The 18,627-nt window shown below is 69.8% G+C and carries 20 protein-coding genes and 1 tRNA gene; 6 read left to right on the top strand and 15 right to left on the bottom strand.

Annotated elements, in window-relative coordinates:
• Positions 1-55 precede the first annotated feature (55 nt).
• From ACPEH2_RS09485 to ACPEH2_RS09475, 3 genes are read right to left on the bottom strand one after another with little or no spacing between them, the layout of a single operon-like run.
• Positions 56-829: a glycerophosphodiester phosphodiesterase family protein gene (locus tag ACPEH2_RS09485; RefSeq protein ID WP_359918671.1), complete on the bottom strand. Its 774-nt coding sequence runs from the start codon at positions 827-829 to the stop codon at positions 56-58.
• Positions 826-1,770: an SPFH domain-containing protein gene (locus tag ACPEH2_RS09480; RefSeq protein ID WP_217531858.1), complete on the bottom strand. Its 945-nt coding sequence runs from the start codon at positions 1,768-1,770 to the stop codon at positions 826-828. The genes ACPEH2_RS09485 and ACPEH2_RS09480 overlap by 4 nt, the downstream gene beginning before the upstream one ends.
• On the bottom strand, positions 1,767-2,237 hold the full coding sequence (locus ACPEH2_RS09475) for an NfeD family protein (protein WP_217531859.1): 471 nt from the start codon (positions 2,235-2,237) through the stop codon (positions 1,767-1,769). The genes ACPEH2_RS09480 and ACPEH2_RS09475 overlap by 4 nt, the downstream gene beginning before the upstream one ends.
• Before the next feature lie 136 nt (positions 2,238-2,373).
• On the opposite strand from ACPEH2_RS09475, the gene ACPEH2_RS09470 reads away from it, so the two are divergent.
• Entirely contained in the window at positions 2,374-3,135 is a 762-nt protein-coding gene (locus ACPEH2_RS09470; RefSeq protein ID WP_359918672.1) for an SDR family oxidoreductase, read from the top strand.
• Between the two features lie 13 nt (positions 3,136-3,148).
• Here ACPEH2_RS09470 and ACPEH2_RS09465 read toward each other — a convergent pair whose 3' ends face one another.
• A complete protein-coding gene (locus tag ACPEH2_RS09465) occupies positions 3,149-4,081 on the bottom strand; it encodes an AEC family transporter (RefSeq protein ID WP_359918674.1) in 933 nt (310 codons plus the stop codon).
• An 85-nt stretch (positions 4,082-4,166) separates the two neighbouring features.
• On the opposite strand from ACPEH2_RS09465, the gene ACPEH2_RS09460 reads away from it, so the two are divergent.
• Together ACPEH2_RS09460 and ACPEH2_RS09455 are read left to right on the top strand one after the other, a co-directional pair.
• Positions 4,167-4,631 (top strand): DUF2975 domain-containing protein, encoded by a 465-nt coding sequence (locus ACPEH2_RS09460; RefSeq protein WP_359918676.1) that lies wholly within the window; start codon positions 4,167-4,169, stop codon positions 4,629-4,631.
• On the top strand, positions 4,631-4,852 hold the full coding sequence (locus tag ACPEH2_RS09455; protein ID WP_359918677.1) for a helix-turn-helix domain-containing protein: 222 nt from the start codon (positions 4,631-4,633) through the stop codon (positions 4,850-4,852). Before ACPEH2_RS09460 ends, ACPEH2_RS09455 begins: the two co-directional genes overlap by 1 nt.
• Positions 4,853-5,178: 326 nt before the next feature.
• On the opposite strand, the gene ACPEH2_RS09450 is transcribed toward ACPEH2_RS09455, so the two are convergent.
• Entirely contained in the window at positions 5,179-5,481 is a 303-nt protein-coding gene (locus ACPEH2_RS09450) for a DUF427 domain-containing protein (protein WP_064002032.1), read from the bottom strand.
• Between the two features lie 66 nt (positions 5,482-5,547).
• Here ACPEH2_RS09450 and ACPEH2_RS09445 point away from each other — a divergent pair, with 66 nt between their 5' ends.
• A complete protein-coding gene (locus ACPEH2_RS09445; protein ID WP_359918679.1) occupies positions 5,548-6,861 on the top strand; it encodes an MFS transporter in 1,314 nt (437 codons plus the stop codon).
• A 58-nt stretch (positions 6,862-6,919) separates the two neighbouring features.
• On the opposite strand, the gene ACPEH2_RS09440 is transcribed toward ACPEH2_RS09445, so the two are convergent.
• The 6 genes from ACPEH2_RS09440 to polA all read right to left on the bottom strand — a co-directional run bounded on the left by ACPEH2_RS09440 (position 6,920) and on the right by polA (position 14,884).
• Positions 6,920-7,177: a DUF6458 family protein gene (locus ACPEH2_RS09440; protein WP_064002034.1), complete on the bottom strand. Its 258-nt coding sequence runs from the start codon at positions 7,175-7,177 to the stop codon at positions 6,920-6,922.
• Positions 7,178-7,267: 90 nt separating this feature from the next.
• A complete protein-coding gene (locus tag ACPEH2_RS09435; protein WP_359918680.1) occupies positions 7,268-8,029 on the bottom strand; it encodes an SGNH/GDSL hydrolase family protein in 762 nt (253 codons plus the stop codon).
• Between the two features lie 20 nt (positions 8,030-8,049).
• Entirely contained in the window at positions 8,050-9,399 is a 1,350-nt protein-coding gene (locus ACPEH2_RS09430) for an MFS transporter (RefSeq protein WP_359918682.1), read from the bottom strand.
• A 35-nt stretch (positions 9,400-9,434) separates the two neighbouring features.
• Positions 9,435-10,466 (bottom strand): LLM class flavin-dependent oxidoreductase, encoded by a 1,032-nt coding sequence (locus ACPEH2_RS09425; RefSeq protein ID WP_217531871.1) that lies wholly within the window; start codon positions 10,464-10,466, stop codon positions 9,435-9,437.
• A gap of 82 nt (positions 10,467-10,548) precedes the next feature.
• Positions 10,549-12,225, bottom strand: coding sequence for a DUF885 domain-containing protein (locus tag ACPEH2_RS09420; RefSeq protein WP_359918684.1), 1,677 nt, complete (start codon positions 12,223-12,225; stop codon positions 10,549-10,551).
• A gap of 31 nt (positions 12,226-12,256) precedes the next feature.
• Positions 12,257-14,884 (bottom strand): DNA polymerase I, encoded by a 2,628-nt coding sequence (gene polA / locus ACPEH2_RS09415; RefSeq protein ID WP_359918685.1) that lies wholly within the window; start codon positions 14,882-14,884, stop codon positions 12,257-12,259.
• 83 nt (positions 14,885-14,967) lie between these two features.
• Between polA and ACPEH2_RS09410 the strand changes: the two genes are divergently transcribed.
• Positions 14,968-15,414: a PaaI family thioesterase gene (locus ACPEH2_RS09410; RefSeq protein WP_359918687.1), complete on the top strand. Its 447-nt coding sequence runs from the start codon at positions 14,968-14,970 to the stop codon at positions 15,412-15,414.
• A gap of 6 nt (positions 15,415-15,420) precedes the next feature.
• Here ACPEH2_RS09410 and ACPEH2_RS09405 read toward each other — a convergent pair whose 3' ends face one another.
• Together ACPEH2_RS09405 and ACPEH2_RS09400 are read right to left on the bottom strand one after the other, a co-directional pair.
• Positions 15,421-15,933, bottom strand: a complete 513-nt coding sequence (locus ACPEH2_RS09405; RefSeq protein WP_359918689.1) for a GNAT family N-acetyltransferase — start codon at positions 15,931-15,933, stop codon at positions 15,421-15,423.
• Positions 15,934-15,943: 10 nt separating this feature from the next.
• Positions 15,944-16,567 carry an ANTAR domain-containing response regulator gene (locus ACPEH2_RS09400; RefSeq protein ID WP_064002042.1) on the bottom strand — a complete coding sequence of 208 codons (624 nt, stop codon included), beginning with the start codon at positions 16,565-16,567 and terminating at the stop codon, positions 15,944-15,946.
• Positions 16,568-16,624: 57 nt separating this feature from the next.
• On the opposite strand from ACPEH2_RS09400, the gene ACPEH2_RS09395 reads away from it, so the two are divergent.
• Positions 16,625-16,710 (top strand) — tRNA-Leu (locus ACPEH2_RS09395).
• Positions 16,711-16,759: 49 nt separating this feature from the next.
• Here the strand turns inward: ACPEH2_RS09395 and ACPEH2_RS09390 are convergent.
• Together ACPEH2_RS09390 and pyk are read right to left on the bottom strand one after the other, a co-directional pair.
• On the bottom strand, positions 16,760-17,026 hold the full coding sequence (locus ACPEH2_RS09390) for a GlsB/YeaQ/YmgE family stress response membrane protein (RefSeq protein ID WP_064002043.1): 267 nt from the start codon (positions 17,024-17,026) through the stop codon (positions 16,760-16,762).
• Positions 17,027-17,174: 148 nt separating this feature from the next.
• Positions 17,175-18,623, bottom strand: coding sequence for a pyruvate kinase (gene pyk / locus ACPEH2_RS09385; RefSeq protein WP_217531877.1), 1,449 nt, complete (start codon positions 18,621-18,623; stop codon positions 17,175-17,177).
• Between the last annotated feature and the right edge of the window lie 4 nt (positions 18,624-18,627).

Below are 18,627 nucleotides of genomic sequence, written 5' to 3'. Positions count from 1 at the left end.
ATCCGAGAAGACCTCAACGAGTGTGCTATTCACAGCCGATCTCCAGGACCGCCGGTTATACGCGAGATGCCCTCGTCGAAACGCCGACATCGGTTCGATCGGTCACGACGCCGTCGACGCCCATGTTCCACAGATGGTGCATGCGAGCGGGGTCGTCGACGGTCCACACGTGCACCTCGACGCCCGCCGCGTGCGCGGCGTCGATGAGGCGCGGGGACAGGATCCGGATGCCGCGATGACGCTCCGGGATCTGGAGCGCGTCGAGCCCCTCGAGGTGCCGCGCCGCGAGGCGGGGGAGTCGGGCCGTGACAGCCGCCAGCACCAGCGCGAGCGTGCGAGACCCCGCGGACGTCGCCGGCTCGCCACCGCGCGCGCGAGCCGCGGTGAGGGCCGCGGCGCGGCGGGCATCCGAGAAGCTCGTGAGGAGCACGCGGTGCGACTCGCGCGCGGTGAGCCTGCCGACGGGTTCGGCCGCGGCATCCGCCTTCACGTCCAGATTGAACCGCGCGTCCGGGAACGCATCGAGGACATCGGGCAGCACGGCGAGGCCGCCGCGCGTCGACATGATCTCGACGAGTTCGCGGGTGCGGACGGTCGCGACGGGGCGGGGGTCTCCGGTGACGCGTCGCAGATCGTCGTCGTGGAAGAGGATCACGTCGCCATCGGCGGTGACGTGGCAGTCGGACTCGAGGTAGACGGTGCCGGTCGCGCGCGCGGCGGCGAGGGCGGCGACGGAGTTCTCGACGACCTGCTCGGAGTCCGGCGGCACGAACCCGCGATGGGCGAGTACCCGCGGGGCCTCCTCACCGAGGAACCACGAATGCGTCATGGTGCCGGTGTCGTCCCGTCCGTCGGCCGGGCGGGTCCGCCGAACGCGGTGCTGAATGACTTGAGGGCATCGGTGAACTCGCTGGGGATGACCCAGAGCTTGTTCGACGCCCCTTCGCTGATCTTCGGCAAGGTCTGCAGGTACTGGTAGGCGAGCAGCTTCTCGTCGGGGTCGCCCTTGTGGATCGCGTCGAAGACGTACTGGATCGCCTGGGCCTCGCCCTCGGCGCGGAGGACGGCTGCCTGCTTGTCACCCTCGGCCCGGAGGATCTCGGCCTGCCGGCGGCCCTCCGCTTCGAGGATCTGGGACTGCTTGGACCCCTCGGCGGTGAGGATCGCGGCACGCCGGTCGCGTTCGGCGCGCATCTGCTTCTCCATGGAGTCCTGGATGGACACGGGCGGATCGATCGCCTTCAGCTCGACGCGCGAGACGCGGATGCCCCACTTGCCGGTCGCCTCGTCGAGGACGACACGCAGCTGCGTGTTGATGTTGTCGCGGCTGGTGAGGGCCTCTTCGAGGTTCAGACCACCCACCACGTTGCGGAGCGTCGTCGTCGTGAGCTGTTCGACGGCACCGAGGTAGTTGTTGATCTCGTACGTCGCCGCGCGTGCGTCGGTCACCTGGAAGTAGACGACCGTGTCGATGGAGACGACCAGGTTGTCCTCGGTGATGACGGGCTGCGGCGGGAAGGACACCACCTGTTCGCGCATGTCCACCAGCGGGAGGAGCCGGTCGATGAAGGGAACGAGGAGGTTCAGGCCGGGGGAGAGGGTGCGCTGATAGCGACCCAACCGCTCCACGACACCCGCGTACGCCTGCGGGATGATCCGGATGGAGCGGAACAGGACGACGACGACGAAGATCGCGACGACGACCAGGAGGACGACGACGAAGATCTGGCCGACGAACGCGCCGACGTCGACGCGGGCGGGGAAGGTCATGCGGGGTTCCCTTCTTCGGGTGCCACCACGACGGTGGCGCCGCGGACGGCGGTGACGGTCACACGTTGACCCGGTATGACGGATGCCGTGGCGTCGAGCAGACGGGCGGTCCAGGTCTCGCCGTTGTCGAGCTTGACCGAGCCGTCGCCGTCCACGAACGCCGAGACCGCCCGCGCCGACATCCCGGTGAGCGCGTCGACGTTGGTCGGGACGTGCTGGCTGGAGCGATGCAGGGCGCGCAGCAGGAGCGGGCGGATCGTGAAGAGGAGGAGCGCCGACACCGCGGCGGCGGCGAGCACCTGGAGCCACCACACCCCTCCGGCGAGGTTCGCGCCGAGGCCGCCGATGAGGGTGCCGGCGGCGAGCATCAGGAACGTGAACTCGAGGGTGAGCAGCTCGATGATGACGAAGAGGACCGCGAGCACCAGCCAACCGATCCACAGGTACTGGATGAGATCGGGGAACATCGTCGGCTCCTTCGGTGAGCGTGTCCTCGCACCCTACCAACCGGGGTCGACGGCCAGGCCGAACCGCCCCCGATTGATAGGCTCGTCCCCGTCCCGTCCGTCTCGTGCACCCGCCGAGCACCCCGCAGGAGTCCCCATGTCGCAGCCCGTTCCCGCCGCATCCCTGACCGGCCAGACCGCCCTCGTCACCGGATCGTCCCGCGGGATCGGCGCCGACACCGCCCGCTACCTCGCGCAGGCGGGCGCGAACGTCGTCATCAACTTCCGCAACAAGGCACCGCGCGCCGAGAAGCTCGCGACGGAGCTGCGCGGCCTCGGAGTCGATGTGCTCACGGTCGGTGCGGACCTCACGGATCCGGCATCCGTCTCGGAGATGTTCGCCGCGGTGAAGGAACGCTTCGGTTCTCTCGACATCCTCGTGCTCAATGCCTCCGGCGGCATGGAAGGCGGCATGGCCGAGGACTACGCGCTGACGCTCAACCGCGACGCGCAGGTTGGCACCCTCGAAGCGGCGCTGCCGCTGATGTCCGAAGGCAGCCGGGTCGTGTTCGTGACGAGCCACCAGGCCCACTTCATCGAGACCACGCCGACCATGCCCGAGTACGAGCCGGTCGCGAAGTCCAAGCGCGCCGGCGAGGACGCCCTCCGCGAGCGGATCCCGGCCCTGACCGAGAAGGGCGTCGAGTTCGTCGTCGTCTCGGGCGACATGATCGAGGGCACGATCACGGCGACCCTGCTCGAGCGCGCGAACCCCGGAGCGATCGCGGAGCGCCGCGAGAGCGCCGGCAAGCTCTACAACGTCGCGGAGTTCGCCGCCGAGGTCGCCCGGGCCGCCGTCGAGCCGATCCCGGCCGACCACACGCGTCTCATCGGCGACACCAGCTCCTTCGGCGCCTGAGACCGCCGGCCGGTCAGGCCGAGGGCCCCAGCAGCAGCACCACGAGGAAGAGCACGGGGACGCATCCGATCGTCGTCAGGAAGACGGTGTCGCGCGCGATGGTCCTCCCCGTCGCGTACCGCTGCGCGTAGTTGAAGACGTTCTGCGCGGTCGGGAGGGCCGCCAGCACGGTGACGACGAGGACCTCGGCAGAGGAGAGGCGGAACAGTAGCGCCGCCACGACCCATGCCACCGCCGGCATGGCGAGCAGCTTGAGCCCGCTCGCCAGGAGGATGTCGCGGCGTCGTCCCGTCGTCCCCAGCACGCGTTGACCGTTGAGCGAGATGCCGTAGCTGATGAGCAGGATCGGGACCGCGGCGTTCGCGACCAGCTGCAGCGGGTCGAGGACGATCGGCGGGAGCGGGATGCCGGTGGCCGACACGATCGTGCCGAGGAGCGAGCCGACGACGATCGGGTTGGTGATCGTCCGCCGCAGGATCGGCCAGGGCCGCCGCCCGGTGGGGGAGGTGAGCGCCTCGAAGATCGCCATCGTGATCGGGGTGAGCACGAGGAGCTGGAACAGGATGACAGGAGCGGGGTAGGCCGCGCTTCCGAGGACGTAGAGCGACAGGGGGATGCCGATGTTGTTCGAGTTCACCTGCCCCGCCGACAGCGCGCCGATGAGCACCTCGCCGGCCGGGCGCCGCCAGATGGCGCGCGCGACGAGAACGTAGACGGCGAACATGGCGACCGCCGCGATCGCCGAGACCGGCAGCAGCGACGAGAAGAGCGTGCGGACGTCGGCTTGGGACAGGACCACGAACAGCAGGAACGGGCTCAGGACGAAGAAGGTCAGCCTGCTGAGCACCTGCCCACCGGTCGGGCCGAGCAGATCGATGCGCCCGATCAGCCATCCCACGGCGATCGCGACGCCGATGACGAGGAATCCCGTGAGGACTGCGAGCACCCTTCGAGCCTAGGGCGGGTCTCCGGTTGCGGAGGACCGGGGGAGAGGCTATCGTTTTTCGATAGATTGAGATCGAAAGACGATGATGAGCACAGCAACGATCCTGACGCTCCGAACGGCGCTGGTGGCGTCCCTCGTGGGCTCGCTCCTCGTGCAGGTCGGCATCCTTCCCGCGATCTGGCGGGACCTCGAGACCGTGCCGCTCGCGTGGCGGGTGGCCGCCGTCTCGATCCTCGCACTCTGGGTCGTGTGCCTGCAGGTCGTCGCGGTGTGCATCTGGCGGCTCGTCTCGATGGCCGCCATGGAGGCCGTGTTCTCGGTCGGTGCTTTCCGCTTCGTCGACATCATCATCGGTGCGATCACGGTCGCCGCCGTCCTGACCGCCGGCCTCGCCACGCTGCTCGTGCCCGGAGACGTCGCCCCGGGTGTCGTCGGCCTCATCTACGGAGCCGCCGTGGCGACCGCGGGAGTCGCGCTCGTCGTGGTCGTCATGCGCTCACTGCTGCGCAAGGCGATCGAGATGCGCACCGAGCTGGACGAGGTGGTCTGATGCCGATCATCGTCGACATCGACGTCATGCTCGCATGGCGGAAGATGGCCGTCGGGGACCTCGCCGCACGCATCGGCATCACGCCGGCCAACCTCGCCGTCCTGAAGAACGGTCGCGCGAAGGCGGTGCGCTTCACCACCCTGGATGCGCTGTGCGAGGTGCTGGAGTGCCAGCCCGGCGACCTCCTGCGCTGGGAACCGGAGACGGATGCCGACGGATGAGAGAGCCCCTCGCCTCGGACGACGACCCGCCGGCGGGTCCGACGGCCGAACGGATGGAGACCTCGGGGCCGTATCGGGAAGCGTACGCTCTGGCTCGCCACTGGGTGAGAGAGGTCGAGAGCGGCATCCGCGCGAGGTCGAGACGCGATCTGCCGGATTGCCGATAATGTACATTATGTCAACTCAATGATGCGAGCGCTCGGCCCCGCTCTCCTCGACCGAGTGCGCTGCGGACGGTGATCGAGCTCGAGCAGCCGCTCCCCGTCACCGCCCGGTTCGTCCGCGCCGCCGAGCTCGGCCCGCTGCACGAGTGAGCGGATGCGGCGTCAGGCGCCGACCGTGACCCCCGGCGAGAAGGCGACGTAACCCGAGAAGTCCGCACCGACGCGGTCGAACGCCGACGGGTACGGGTTCGGGTACGACCAGGCGCCGTCCGCGAGGCGCTCGGAGCCCGCTTCGATGTGGAAGTACTGGCACTCGCCCTTCCACGGACACGTGTACGGGGTCGGACTCTCGACGAGCACGCCGTCCTTCACCGACGAGGGCGGGAAGTAGGCGTTCCCCTCGATGCGGATGATCTGGTCGTCGTCCGCCTCCGCGATGACGGTGTCGCCGATGGTGGCCTTCATGTCGTCCTCCGTTCCCCCGGGTGGGGTGGAGCCAGCGTACGCCCACCGGAGAGTAGCGTGGGCGGGGTGAGTCGAACCGGTCCGAGCGTGCGCGCATGGATCATCTGGGGCACCGGCGTCGCCGCGTACGTCCTCGCCGTCACCAACCGCACCTCGCTCGCCGCGGTCGGCGTCGACGCGGCGGAGAGGTTCCAGGCGGATGCCGCGACCCTGTCGTTGTTCGCGGTCGTCCAGCTGGCCGTCTACGGCGGGATGCAGATCCCCGTCGGCATCCTCCTCGACCGCTTCGGCTCGCGTCCGATCATGACCGCCGGCATGATCCTCATGGCCATCGGTCAGCTGACGATGGCCCTCTCCCCCAGCGTCGGTGTCGCGATCGTCGCGCGCATGCTCCTCGGTGCGGGTGATGCGGCGGTGTTCCCGGGTGTGCTCCGCCTCGTCGCGACCTGGTTCCCCGCGCAGCGCGGACCGCTCATGGTGCAGCTCACCGGCATCCTGGGTCAAGCGGGTCAGCTCGTCGCCGTCATCCCCATCGCGACGATCCTTCACGCGACCTCCTGGTCGGTCACCTTCGGCGGGATCGCCGGACTGTGCGTCCTGTTCGCCGTCCTCGTGTTCGCGCTCGTCCGCAACCGTCCACCGGACCTCGCGCGCGACGTCAGCGTCGACACCGACACGGGGGCGATCCGGGTCGTGACCTCGACGATCGACACCGGTGTCGGCATCCGCGCCGCCCTCGCGCATCCGGGCACACGTCTCGCGTTCTGGTCCCACTTCACGACCCCCTTCGCGGGCACGGCGTTCATCCTCCTGTGGGGTTTCCCGTACCTGACGGCGGGCGAGGGGCGGACGGTCGCCGAGGCGGGCGCCCTCACCTCGCTCTACGTGTTCGCCGGCATGGCCCTCGGTCCCGTCCTCGGCGAGCTCTCGCGGCGCGTTCCGCACCGGCGCTCCCGCGCGCTCGTCCTGCCGGCCGTCGGCTTCCAGTTCGCGGCGTGGTCGGCCGTCATCCTGTGGCCGGGCCCCGCGCCCCTCTGGCTGCTGATCGTCCTCCTCGTCGCCCTGGCGATGGGAGGACCGGCGTCGATGATCGCCTTCGACCACGCCCGCACGCACAATCCGTCGCACCGGCTCAGCACCGCGACGGGCGTCACGAACGCCGGCGGCTTCCTCGCCGCGCTGCTGGCGATCTTCGCGATCGGCCTCGTCCTCGACCTCCAGGGCGCGGGCACCCCCGACACCTACCGGCTCGAGGCCTTCCGCATCGCCTTCCTCGTCCAGATCCCGCTCTGGCTCGTGGGCGCGACGTTCATCAGCATCGAGCGGCGGCGCACCCGCATCCGCCTCGGGATGGATCCGCCCCGCCGGCCGCGCCGGTGACCGCCCGCACGACGAAGGCCCGCCCCCTGGGGGACGGGCCTTCGAAGTCTGTCACGCGTCAGTACGTGCCGTCTCCCGACGTGCGCGTCTCGGAGCGGGTGACCCGCTCCCCCGCAACAGGGTCGACCGTTCGGACGGTCGACTCGCTGGAACGCCGCCGCAGCATCAGCACGAGTCCGATGATGAAGACGACAGCGCCGGCGGCCATCAGGATGTAGCCGATCATGTCGAGGTTGACGTACTGGACGTCGACGTTGACGGCGAACACCAGGATGGCCCCGATGACGAACAGCACGATTCCGGTTCCGATGCTCATGCGCACACTCCCTTTCTAGGCTGTGTGCTCCGATCATCCCGGATGCTGCAAAGATCCTGGATCCTCTTGACAGGACGGTCGAATCCGGTTTCAGCGCGGCTCGACCGTCAGCCAGTCGGCGAACTTCGGCTCGCGTCCGTCTCCCGACGACGTGCCCGTGAGCCGGCGCCGCAACCACGGCCCGAGATGCTCGCGGAAGTAGCGTCCGCGACCGAGGGCGACCGCCGTGTCCTCCTCCTCCAGGCGCCACCACTCGGTCGGGGGCTGCTCCCCCAGCGCCTCCAGCACGCGCGCAGCGACGCGGTGATGCCCGCGCGCGTTCATGTGCAACCGGTCCGCCGACCAGAACGACGGGTCCGAGAGCTCGCTGTCGGGCCAGTTCAACGCGACGACCAGGTCGTGGCGTCCGCGGATGCGGTCGGCCACCGCGCGAGACAGTTCGTCGCCGCGCCGCTGGATGAGGCCCGCCAGCGGCAACTGCGCGGACGGGTTCGCCCCCGACAGGACGATCATCGTGACGCCCTCCTCGTCGCAGCGGCGGAGCACGTGCGAGAACGCGTCGGCGATGCGCGCGATCGGCGTGCGCGGACGCAGCATGTCGTTGCCGCCGCCGTTGAAGGACAGGTGAGTCGGCCGGAGGGCGAGCGCGCGTTCGAGCTGCTCCTCGACGATCGGCTGCATGAGCTTGCCGCGGATGGCCAGGTTCGCGTACGAGATCGCTGCGGCGCGGGAATCCGCCCAGCCCTGCGCCACGAGGTCCGCCCAGCCGCGAACGCTCCCGTCCTGCAGCTCGTCGCCGACACCCTCCGTGAACGAGTCCCCGATCGCGACGTAGCGGATGTCCTGCGGCATCCCTCCAGCGTAGGACGCGCTCACTCGGCGAGGCTCCGCCCGCGGGACTCGGCGAGCCCCCACGTCGCCGCGGCGGCGACGGCGAAGAACGCGCTGAGGACGACGAAGACCACCGGGACGCCGCCCATCGCCTGAAGTGCGGGCACGGCAGGCGGCGCCAGGATCGACGCGATCCGGCCGATGCCGGCGGCCCAGCCCGCGCCCGTCGCGCGCAGCGACGTCGGATAGGTCTCGGGGGTGACGGCGTACAGGGCGCCCCACGCGCCCAGGTTGAAGAAGGACAGCGCCATCCCGGCCCCGAGGATCATGGGCACGGTCGTGGCCTGGCCGAACACGATCGCCGCCACCGCGGAGCCCGCGAGGAAGACCGACAGTGTCGCGCGGCGGCCCCACACCTCGATGAGCCAGGCGGCGACCGCGTACCCCGGTACCTGGGCGAGCGTGATGATGAGGGTGAACTCGAAGCTGCGCACGAGACCGAACCCCTGCGAGACGAGGAGCGTCGGGATCCAGATGAACGCGCCGTAGTAGGAGAAGTTCACGCAGAACCACACGGCCCATAGCGCAGCGGTGCGTCGCCGCATCCCCGGCGCCCAGAGTCCTCGGAGCCGCATCGCCACGGTCGTGGCCGGAGCGGCCGGCGCCTCGACCACGTCGACCGCGGCCGGAGCGAGGCGTCCGAACACCGCGGGAGAGGACTCGAGCCCCGCCACGACCCGTTCGGCGTCCGCCGTCCGCCCGCGGGAGGCGAGCCAGCGCGGCGACTCCGGCAGCCCCCAGCGCACGACGAGCGCGTAGACCGCGGGGATCGCGCCGATCGCGAGCGCCCACCGCCACCCCTCCGCGGCCGTCGGGATCACGAGGTACCCGATGAGCGCGGAGGCCGTCCACCCGACCGCCCAGAACGCCTCGAGCACGACGATGGTGCGTCCCCGCATCCGTGCCGGTGCGAACTCGCTCACGTAGGTGCTCGCCACGGGCAGTTCGGCGCCGAGACCCAGGCCGACGACGAAACGCAGCGCGATGAGCGCGACGAGACCGCCCGCGAGCGCACTCGCGCCCGTCGCGATGCCATAGACGAGGAGCGTCAGCGCGAAGACGGAGCGGCGTCCGATGCGGTCGGCGAGCAGTCCGCCGACGGTGGCGCCGACCGCCATGCCGGCGAAGCCCGCCGAGGCGATCCACGACGTCTGCGAGGTCGACAGCTGCCACTGCTCCACGAGGGCCGCGATCACGAAGGAGATGAGCCCGACGTCCATCGCGTCGAGCGCCCAGCCCGTTCCCGATCCGGTGAGGACGCGCAGGTGGGTGCGCGTGAACGGCAGCCGATCGAGACGGGCGGTCAGCGTGCCGGTCGAGGTCGAGGTCATCCCTGCATCGTATGAGGGCCGGGGCCGCGCCCGGGTCACTCGCCGAGCATCTCGCGCACGAGTGGGATGACCTTCGTGCCGTAGAGCTCGACCGAGCGCATGAGCTTGTCGTGGCCGAGGGTGCCGTTGGCGTACTTCAGGTCGAAGCGGCCGGCCCCCAGGGTCCTCACCGTGTCGGCGATCTTCCGCGCGACGGTCTCGGGCGAGCCGGCGTAGATCGACCCCTCGGGTCCGATCTCGTGCTGGAACCGCATCCGGCTGTACGGCGGCCAGCCGCGGTCGCGGCCGATCGTGTTGTTCTGCGCCTCGAAGCCCGGGTACGCCTCCTCCCACGCCTGTTCGTCGGTGTCGGCGATGTGACCGGGCGAGTGGATGCCGATGGGCTGCGCCTCGGTGCCGAGCTCGCCGATCGCTCGGTGGTAGAGGTCCACGTACGGGCGGAAGCGCGCGGCCGGGCCGCCGATGATGGCGAGCATGAGGCCGTACCCGTAGCGCGCGGTGCGGATCACCGATTCGGGGGATCCCCCCACGCCTACCCAGGCGCGTATGCCCGCCTCGGTCTTCGGGAAGACGTCCGCCTGCTGCAGTGCGGGGCGGGTCGTCCCCTGCCACGTCACCGGCTTCTCCTGGCGCAGGAGCGAGAACAGCTCGAGCCGCTCCTCGAAGAGCGTCTCGTAGTCCGACAGGTCGAAGCCGAAGAGCGGGAAGGACTCGATGAACGACCCGCGCCCGAGGATCACCTCAGCGCGCCCCTCGGAGATCGCCGCGAGCGTCGCGAAGCGCTCGTAGACGCGTACCGGGTCGTCGCTGGAGAGGACGGTCACGGCCGTCCCGACCCGGATCCGTTCGGTGCGCGCGGCGATCGCGGACAGCACGATCTCGGGGCTCGAGACGGCGTACTCGGCGCGGTGGTGCTCCCCGACCCCGATGAAGTCGACCCCCACCTGATCGGCGAGTTCCGCCTGCGCCAGCAGGTTGCGGATCGCCTGCGCGCCCGACACGCGCTCGCCCCGCTCGTCGACGGTGATGTCCCCGAAGGTGTCGAGGCCCAGCTCCACTGCGGTCATGTCCGCCCCTTTCATTCAGCTGAATGAACGATAACGGGGATGCCGGCTATTCCCGGCATCCCCGTTCGTCTGTCCGCGTCGCTCAGTCGTCGCGCAGAGCGGCCCGCAACGTGTCGAGACCGACGCCGCCGAGGCGGAGTGCCCGCATGTGGAACTGCTTGATGTCGAAGTCGGCGCCCCCGCGCTGCGCCGCCTCGTCGCGGATCTGCTCCCAGATACGCTGGCCGACCTTGTACGACGGGGCCTGGCCGGGCCAGCCGAGGTAGCGGTTCACCTCGAAGCGGATGAACTCGTCCGACATGTTGACGTTGCGACGCATGAACTCGAGCGCGTAGTCGGCATCCCACACCCCGGTGCCGTCCAGACGCGGCTTGCCGAGGTGCACGCCGATGTCGAGGACGACACGGGCGGCGCGCATCCGCTGACCGTCGAGCATCCCGAGGCGGTCGGCCGGGTCGTCGAGGTAGCCGAGCTCAGCCATCAGGCGTTCGGCATAGAGCGCCCAGCCCTCGGCGTGGCCGCTCGAGCCCGCCAGGAGTCGACGCCACGAGTTGAGCTCTGCGCGGTTGTAGACGGCCTGGGCGATCTGCAGGTGATGCCCGGGGACGCCCTCGTGGTAGACGGTCGTGAGTTCCCGCCAGGTGTCGAACGAGTCGACGCCCTCGGGGACCGACCACCACATGCGGCCGGGCCGCGAGAAGTCGTCGGTGGGCCCGGTGTAGTAGATACCGCCCTCGTTCGTGGGGGCGATCATGCACTCGAGGCGACGGATCGGCTCGGGGATGTCGAAGTGCGTGCGGCCGAGTTCTTCGACGGCCCGGTCGCTGGTCTCCTGCATCCAGGCCTGCAGAGCCTCGGTGCCGTGGAGCTTGCGGCTCTCGTCCTGCTCGAGGAAGGCGACCGCCTCCTCGACGGTGGCGCCGCTCTTGATCTCGTTCGCGATGGCCTCCTGCTCGGCGACCATGCGGGCCAGTTCCTCGACCCCCCACTCGTAGGTCTCGTCGAGGTCGATCGTCGCACCCAGGAAGCTGCGGGAGTGGAGGGCGTAGAGCTCCCGGCCGACGGCGTCGGTCTCGGACGCGACGGGTACCAGCTCGTCGCGCAGGAATGCGGCGAGCTGATCGTAGGCGACCCGCGCGGCGCCGGCGTTGTCGGCGAGGTCGCGGGCCAGCGAGGCGGGGAGGTGCCCTTCGGCGGGCGCGGCCTCACCGACGAAGGACGCGAAGAAGCCCGTGTCGCTCGTGTAGCGCGCGATCTGCGTCACGACCTCCCGGACCTGCCGCTGCGCGGGGACGACACCCTCCGAGATGCCCTGTCGGAGTGTCTCGACGTAACCGGCGAGGGCCCCCGGGATGGCGGCGAGGCGTGTGGCGACGACCGACCAGTCGTCGACCGTGTCGGTCGGCATCAGATCGAAGACGGAGCGGATGTCCTGCGACGGCGACGCGATGACGTTCAGGTCGCGCAGGTGCGACTTCGCCGCGTGGAGGTCGAGGTGGAGCCCCAGCTCGGCCGAGAGGTCCATCTTCGTGACCTCGTCGACGTCGTCGACCGCGTCCGCAGCGTCGAGCGCGCGGAGCGTCTCGGCTGCAGCGGCGGCCAGACGCTCGTGCCCGGCGGGCGAGTAGTCGTCCAGTCGGCCGTTGTGCTCCGTGCGCCCGATGTAGGTCGCGAGGCTCGGGGAGAGTTCGGCCAGCGTGTCCACCCAGCGGTCCGCGATCGTGTCGATCGGAGTGGGTGTGCGTTGTGCGTCGGTCATCCTCCGAGCGTAGAGCGTCGCACGCTCCGCGTCAGTGAGCCGCCTCGTCCCAGTCGCCGCCCCGGCCGATCTGCACCTCGAGCGGCACCGAGAGGTCGGCCGCGTCGCCCATGCGCGTGCGGACGATCTGCTCCACGGCATCCCACTCCCCCGTGGCCACCTCGACGACGAGTTCGTCGTGGATCTGCAGCAGCACGCGTGAGCCGAGACCCTGATCGAGGAGGTCCTGGTGGATCTCGACGAGGGCGATCTTCATGATGTCCGCGGCGCTGCCCTGGATGGGAGCGTTGAGCGCGGCCCGCTCGGCGTTCTCGCGGAGCACCCGGTTGGGGCTCGTCAGGTCGGGGAACGGGCGGCGGCGACCGAAGATCGTCTCGGTGTACCCGTCGATGCGGGCCTGCTCGACCGAGGACCGCAGGTAGTCCCGCACGGCGCCGAACCGCGCGAAGTACTCGAGCATGAGCTGCTTCGCCTCGGACTGCTCGATGCGCAGCTGCTTCGACAGGCCGAACGCGCTGAGGCCGTAGACGAGCCCGTAGGACATCGCCTTGACCTTGGTCCGCATCGGAGCCGTCACCTCGGCGGGCTCGACGCCGAACACGCGGGCGCCCACGAACCGGTGCAGGTCCTCGCCCGAGTTGAACGCCTCGATGAGGCCGGGGTCGCCGGACAGGTGCGCCATGATGCGCATCTCGATCTGCGAGTAGTCGGCCGTCAGGAGGGTCTCGTACCCCGCCCCGACCTCGAACGCCGCGCGGATCCGGCGCGACTCCTCGTTGCGGATCGGGATGTTCTGCAGGTTCGGATCCGTGCTCGAGAGCCGCCCCGTCTGGCTGCCGGTCTGGACGTAGGTCGTGTGGATGCGGCCGTCGTCGGCGATTCCGACCGTCAGCGACTCGATGATCTGGCGCAGTTTCGTGGCCTCGCGGTGCTGCAGCAGCAGGCCGAGGAACGGGTGCGGGTGGGTGTCCTGCAGGTCGGCAAGGACCGCGGCATCCGTCGAGTACCCGGTCTTGGTCTTGCGGGTCTTCGGCAGTTCGAGCTGGTCGAACAGCACCTCCTGCAACTGCTTCGGCGAGCCGAGGTTCACCTCGCGCCCGATGATCGCGTACGCGTCCTGCGCGATCGCGTCGGCGCGGGCGGCGAGCTCACCCGAGAAACCCGACAGCTTGTCGCGCGAGACCGAGACGCCCGCGAGCTCCATGTCGGCCAGGGCGTCGAGGGTCGGGAGCTCGATGTCGGTCAGCACCGCGGAGACGGATGCCGGGAGTTCCACCCGCTCGGCGGCCGCGACGCGCAGGGCGAACCAGGCGAGCTGACCCGGGGTCGCGCCCTCGGTCTCGGGCACCAGCTGCGACGGGTCGGCCTCGGGGAGCTTCTCGTCGAGGTAGCGGTCGACGAGGTCCGCGAGGTTCTTGTCGGGCAGGCTCGGCCGCAGCAGCCACCCGGCGAGGAGGACGTCGAACGCGAGCCCGCCGAGGCGCACGCCCGCCCGGCGCAGCGCCTTCACCTGCGGCTTCGCGTCGACCATCACCTTCGGCGCGTCGCCCTCGAGCCACGGGGCGAGCGCGGTGCGGGCGGACTCATCCCACGCGGTCTCGCGCACCGCATCCGTCGTCGCGACGCCGACGCGGGTCGGGAGCCCGCCCGTGACCGCGACGGTGAGGGCGAGCTCGCCGCTCTGCTCCGCCAGCCACGCCGCGAGGGTCGCGGCATCCGTCTCCTGCGGTTCGGGGGCCGCCACCTCGGGAGCCGGCGGCTCGGCGTCCGCACCGAACGCGTCGAAGACGCGTGGCAGGAGGGTCCGGAACTCCAGGCGGGCGAAGATGTCGCGGACCGCCTGCGTGTCCATGGGCTGGACGGCGAGGTCCTGCGGGGTGAGCTCGAGCTCGACGTCGCGCAGGAGGGCGTTGAGCTGACGGTTGCGGCGGACGTCGTCGAGGTGCTCGCGGAGGTTGCCGCCGACGACCCCCTTGATCTCGTCGGCGCGGTTCAGCAGTTCGTCGAGCGACCCGAACTGCGTGAGCCACTTGACGGCCGTCTTCTCGCCGACCTTGGGGACGCCGGGGAGGTTGTCGCTCGTCTCGCCGACGAGCGCCGCGATGTCGGGGTAGTTCTCGGGCGGCAGGCCGTACTTCTCGACGACGGCGTCCGGGGTGTAGCGCTTCAGCTGCGAGACCCCCTGCACGCTCGGGTAGAGCAGCGTCACGTCGTCGGTGACGAGCTGAATCGTGTCGCGATCGCCCGAGCACACGAGCACCTGGAAGCCGCTCTCGACACCCTGGGTCGCGAGCGTCGCGAGGATGTCGTCGGCCTCGACGTCCTCCTTCGTGAGGACCGGCACGCCCATCGCCGCGAGGCAGTCCTGCAGCAGCGGGATCTGCCCCTTGAACTCGGCCGGCGACTCGGACCGGTTCGCCTTGTACTCCTCGTAGACGCGGGTGCGGAACGACTGCCGCGAGGTGTCGAACGCGACCGCGAGGTGCGTGGGACGTTCGGCCTTCACGAGGTTCACGAACATCGACAAGAAGCCGTAGATGCCGTTGGTGTGCTGGCCGTCCTTGGTAGAGAAGTTGTCGACCGGGAGCGCGAAGAACGCCCGGTAGGCCAGCGAGTGGCCGTCGACGACGAGCAGAGTAGGCTGTGCGGAGTCGCTCACCCAGCCAGCCTAGTTCGGGCGTGCGACATCGACTCCCCCGCATCGGCGCCGGGTCGGCGCCACCCGAAGCCGAGGTTCGAGCCATGTCCGAGAACGCCCCCTCCCCCGATGCCCTTTCCGCCGGCGACGGCCTGAGCTGGGCGAAAGAGCGCGGCCTCGGCGCCCTCGCCGACAAGATGGGGATCGAGCTCGTCGAGTTCACCCTCGAGAAGGCGGTGGCACGGATGCCGGTGGCCGGCAACACCCAGCCGGTCGGTCTCCTGCACGGCGGCGCCTACGTCGTGCTCGGCGAATCGCTCGGATCGATGCACGCCAACCTGCACGCGGGACCGGGGCGCCTCGCCGTCGGCATCGACATCAATGCGACCCACACCCGCTCCGCGACGGAGGGCTGGGTGACGGGCGTGTGCACCCCGCTGCATCTCGGCCGCAGCCTCACGGTGCACGAGATCGTGGTGACCGACGACCGGGGCAGGCGGTGTTCGACGGTCCGGATCACCAACATGGTGCGGGACCGGCCGGCATCCTGACCCGGCTCAGCGCGAGACGGGGTACTTGAAGCCGATGTGCGAGTCGACGAAGCCCAGCCGCGTGTAGAACCGGTGCGCCTCGGTGCGCGCCGCATCCGACGTGAGCTGGACGAGGGACGCGCCTACGGCACGCGCCGCGACGTCGGTGACCCACGTCATCATCGCGGCTCCGATCCCGCCCGAGCGCTGCGAGCCGGCGACACGCACGGCCTCGACCATGAGGCGTGTGCTCCCCCGCCGCGCCATGCCCGGCACCACGGTCAGCTGCATCGTCCCGACGATGCGACCCTCGCGCTCGACGACGAGCAGGTCGTTGCCCTCCGCGGCGAGGATGCGCCGCAGCCCCCGCAGATAAAGCGGGCGGTCATCCGATGCCGCGACGTCGCCGCGTCCCGCGCTCACGGGGTCGTCCGACAGCAGCACGATGATCGCGTCGAGGTCGCCCTCCTCCGCACCGCGAAGCGTGACCGACCCGCGACGCGAGGCGAGGTCGACCGGGAGATCGAGCTCGTCGATCACGGCGACCGCGTCAGGACTTCTTGGGCGCGAGCTGCTCGATGATCGCCTTCGCGACGTCCTGCATGGTCAGTCGGCGGTCCATCGACGCCTTCTGGATCCAGCGGAAGGCCTCGGGCTCGGACAGGCCCATCTTCTCGTTGAGCAGGCCCTTGGCGCGGTCGACGAGCTTGCGGGTCTCGAAGCGCTCGACCATGTCGGCGACCTCGGCCTCGAGCGTGATGATCTGCTCGTAGCGTGCGAGGGCGATCTCGATGGCCGGCAGGAGGTCGTTCGGGGTGAACGGCTTCACGACGTAGGCGAGGGCGCCCGCCTCGCTCGCCCGCTCGACGAGCTCCTTCTGACTGAAGGCCGTGAGAAGGACCACGGGGGCCACGTGGTTCTTGCTGAGCTTCTCCGCCGCGCTGATCCCGTCGAGGATCGGCATCTTCACGTCCATGATGACGAGGTCGGGACGCAGCTCGGTGGCCAGCTGGACGGCGGTCTCACCGTCGCCCGCCTCGCCGACGACGTCGAAGCCGCTGTCACGCAGGATCTCGACGATGTCGAGGCGGATCAGCGACTCGTCCTCCGCGACGACGACGCGTCGGGGAGCCGGGGCAGCCTGGGGGGCGGTGGAGGGTTCCTGCTCAGTCACCCGTCCATCCTAGGCCAGGGCGACCCGCCATCCTGCGGTATCGTCGTTGAGGCTCGCGCCGGTGTGGCGGAATGGCAGACGCGACCGACTCAAACTCGGTTGCCCGAAAGGGCGTGTGGGTTCGACTCCCACCACCGGCACCACAGCGGAACGGCGCCCCCGCAGGGGCGCCGTTCCGTGTTCTCCGCGTCGTCAGGTGGTCCGACGACGGCCGACGATCAGGCCGTAGATCAGCAGGACGATGAGCGAGCCGCCGATGGCGAGCAGCCACGTCTGGATGCTGAAGAACTCTTCGAGGGGCGCGTTGAACAGCACGCTGCCCAGCCACCCTCCCAAAAGCGCTCCGACGACGCCCAGGATGAGCGTGACGAACCAGCCCCCGCCCTGCTTGCCCGGAAGGATCAGCTTGGCGATGGCGCCGGCGATGAGCCCCAGGATCAGAAAACCGAAGAACCCCATGATGACCTCCTGCGATCGGGTGGTGACTACTTTCCGCCCGACCCTACGCCCGCCGGAATCTCCGGCCGGGGGCCTTCCGCCGCGGCATCCCGAGTGCTAGAAAGCGGGCAGTCCCGAAGGACTGCCCGCTTCCGACGACCGTGAGGCGTCAGCTCTCCGCCTTGTAGATCGGTGCCTTGCCGTGGACGGCGTCGCCGATCTTGTGGATGCGGATGTCGTTGGTCGCCCCGATGATCCCGGGAGGGGAACCGGAGATGACCACGACCTTGTCGCCCTCCTCGAGGAGGCCGCGCGAGAGGAAGTAGTCGTCGACCTGCAGGAACATGAGGTCCGTGTGTGCCACATGCTCGACGAGGGCCGACTGGATGCCCCACGTGATCGCCATACGGCGACGGATCGCCGGGTCGATCGCGAACGCCAGCATCGGGATGCCGGGGCGCAACCGCGACATGCGGCGGGCGGTGTCTCCCGACTCGGTGAACAGGCAGATGAACTTCGCCTCGACGAACTCGGCCACCTCGTTGGCAGCGAGGGTGATGATGCCACCCTGCGTGCGGGGCTTGGCCGTCAGCGGCGGGATGCGCTCGAGCCCGTGGGTCTCGGTGGCATCGATGATGCGCGCCATCGTCTCGACGACGCCGACGGGGTGCTTGCCGACGCTCGTCTCGCCCGAGAGCATGACGGCGTCCGCACCGTCGAGGACGGCGTTGGCGACGTCGCTCGTCTCGGCGCGGGTGGGGACCGGGTTCTCGATCATCGTCTCGAGCATCTGCGTCGCGACGATGACGGGCTTGGCCATGCGGCGGCAGAGCTCGACCGCGCGCTTCTGCACGATGGGCACCGCCTCCAGCGGGAGTTCGACGCCCAGGTCGCCGCGGGCGACCATGATGCCGTCGAACGCGTCGATGATCTCCTCGAGCGCGTCGACCGCCTGCGGCTTCTCGATCTTGGCGATGACGGGGACCTTGCGTCCCTCCTCCGCCATGATCTCGTGCACGCGCGTCACGTCGGCGGCGTTGCGCACGAACGAGAGGGCGATGATGTCGGCACCGGCCCGCAGACCCCAGCGGAGGTCGGCCTCGTCCTTCTCGGAGAGAGCCGGGACGTTGACGGCGACACCGGGCAGGTTGATGCCCTTGTTGTTCGACACGTAGCCCGCGACGATGACCTCCGTCGTGACGACGGGGCCCTCGACACCGGTGACCTGGACGCGGACCTTGCCGTCGTCGATCAGGAGGAAGTCACCCTTCTTCACGTCGTCGGGCAGCCCCTTGAAGGTCGTGCCGACGATCTCCTTCGTGCCCGCGATGTCCTCGGTCGTGATCTTGAAGACGTCGCCCACGGCGAGGAAGTGGGGGCCTTCGGCGAAGCGACCGAGACGGATCTTCGGTCCCTGAAGGTCCACGAGGACGGCGACGGCACGGCCGGCGTCGTCCGACGCCTTCCGGACGTTGGCCAGTCGGGCGTCGTGGTCGGCGTAGTCGCCGTGGCTGAGGTTGAAGCGGGTCACGTCCACACCGGCGTCGATGATCGCGCGGACCATCTCATAGCTCTCGGTGGCGGGACCCAGCGTGGCGACGATCTTCGCGCGTCTCACAGAA

It is taken from the genome of Microbacterium sp. NPDC064942, from assembly GCF_049545525.1.
In the GTDB taxonomy this organism is placed as follows: Bacteria; Actinomycetota; Actinomycetes; order Actinomycetales; family Microbacteriaceae; genus Microbacterium; species Microbacterium gawkjiense.
Note: the sequence above shows the minus strand (reverse complement) of the source record. Positions and strands in the feature narration are given on the sequence as shown.

Coding starts and splice junctions, on each gene's coding strand:
- ACPEH2_RS09480 (WP_217531858.1), bottom strand. CDS start 1,770: ATGACCTTCCCCGCCCGCGTCGACGTCGGCGCGTTCGTCGGCCAGATC.
- ACPEH2_RS09410 (WP_359918687.1), top strand. CDS start 14,968: ATGTCCGAGAACGCCCCCTCCCCCGATGCCCTTTCCGCCGGCGACGGC.
- ACPEH2_RS09440 (WP_064002034.1), bottom strand. CDS start 7,177: ATGAGCATCGGAACCGGAATCGTGCTGTTCGTCATCGGGGCCATCCTG.
- ACPEH2_RS09425 (WP_217531871.1), bottom strand. CDS start 10,466: ATGACCGCAGTGGAGCTGGGCCTCGACACCTTCGGGGACATCACCGTC.
- ACPEH2_RS09455 (WP_359918677.1), top strand. CDS start 4,631: ATGCCGATCATCGTCGACATCGACGTCATGCTCGCATGGCGGAAGATG.
- ACPEH2_RS09430 (WP_359918682.1), bottom strand. CDS start 9,399: ATGACCTCGACCTCGACCGGCACGCTGACCGCCCGTCTCGATCGGCTG.
- ACPEH2_RS09475 (WP_217531859.1), bottom strand. CDS start 2,237: ATGTTCCCCGATCTCATCCAGTACCTGTGGATCGGTTGGCTGGTGCTC.
- ACPEH2_RS09485 (WP_359918671.1), bottom strand. CDS start 829: ATGACGCATTCGTGGTTCCTCGGTGAGGAGGCCCCGCGGGTACTCGCC.
- ACPEH2_RS09450 (WP_064002032.1), bottom strand. CDS start 5,481: ATGAAGGCCACCATCGGCGACACCGTCATCGCGGAGGCGGACGACGAC.
- ACPEH2_RS09390 (WP_064002043.1), bottom strand. CDS start 17,026: ATGGGGTTCTTCGGTTTTCTGATCCTGGGGCTCATCGCCGGCGCCATC.
- ACPEH2_RS09470 (WP_359918672.1), top strand. CDS start 2,374: ATGTCGCAGCCCGTTCCCGCCGCATCCCTGACCGGCCAGACCGCCCTC.
- ACPEH2_RS09435 (WP_359918680.1), bottom strand. CDS start 8,029: ATGCCGCAGGACATCCGCTACGTCGCGATCGGGGACTCGTTCACGGAG.
- ACPEH2_RS09460 (WP_359918676.1), top strand. CDS start 4,167: ATGAGCACAGCAACGATCCTGACGCTCCGAACGGCGCTGGTGGCGTCC.
- ACPEH2_RS09420 (WP_359918684.1), bottom strand. CDS start 12,225: ATGACCGACGCACAACGCACACCCACTCCGATCGACACGATCGCGGAC.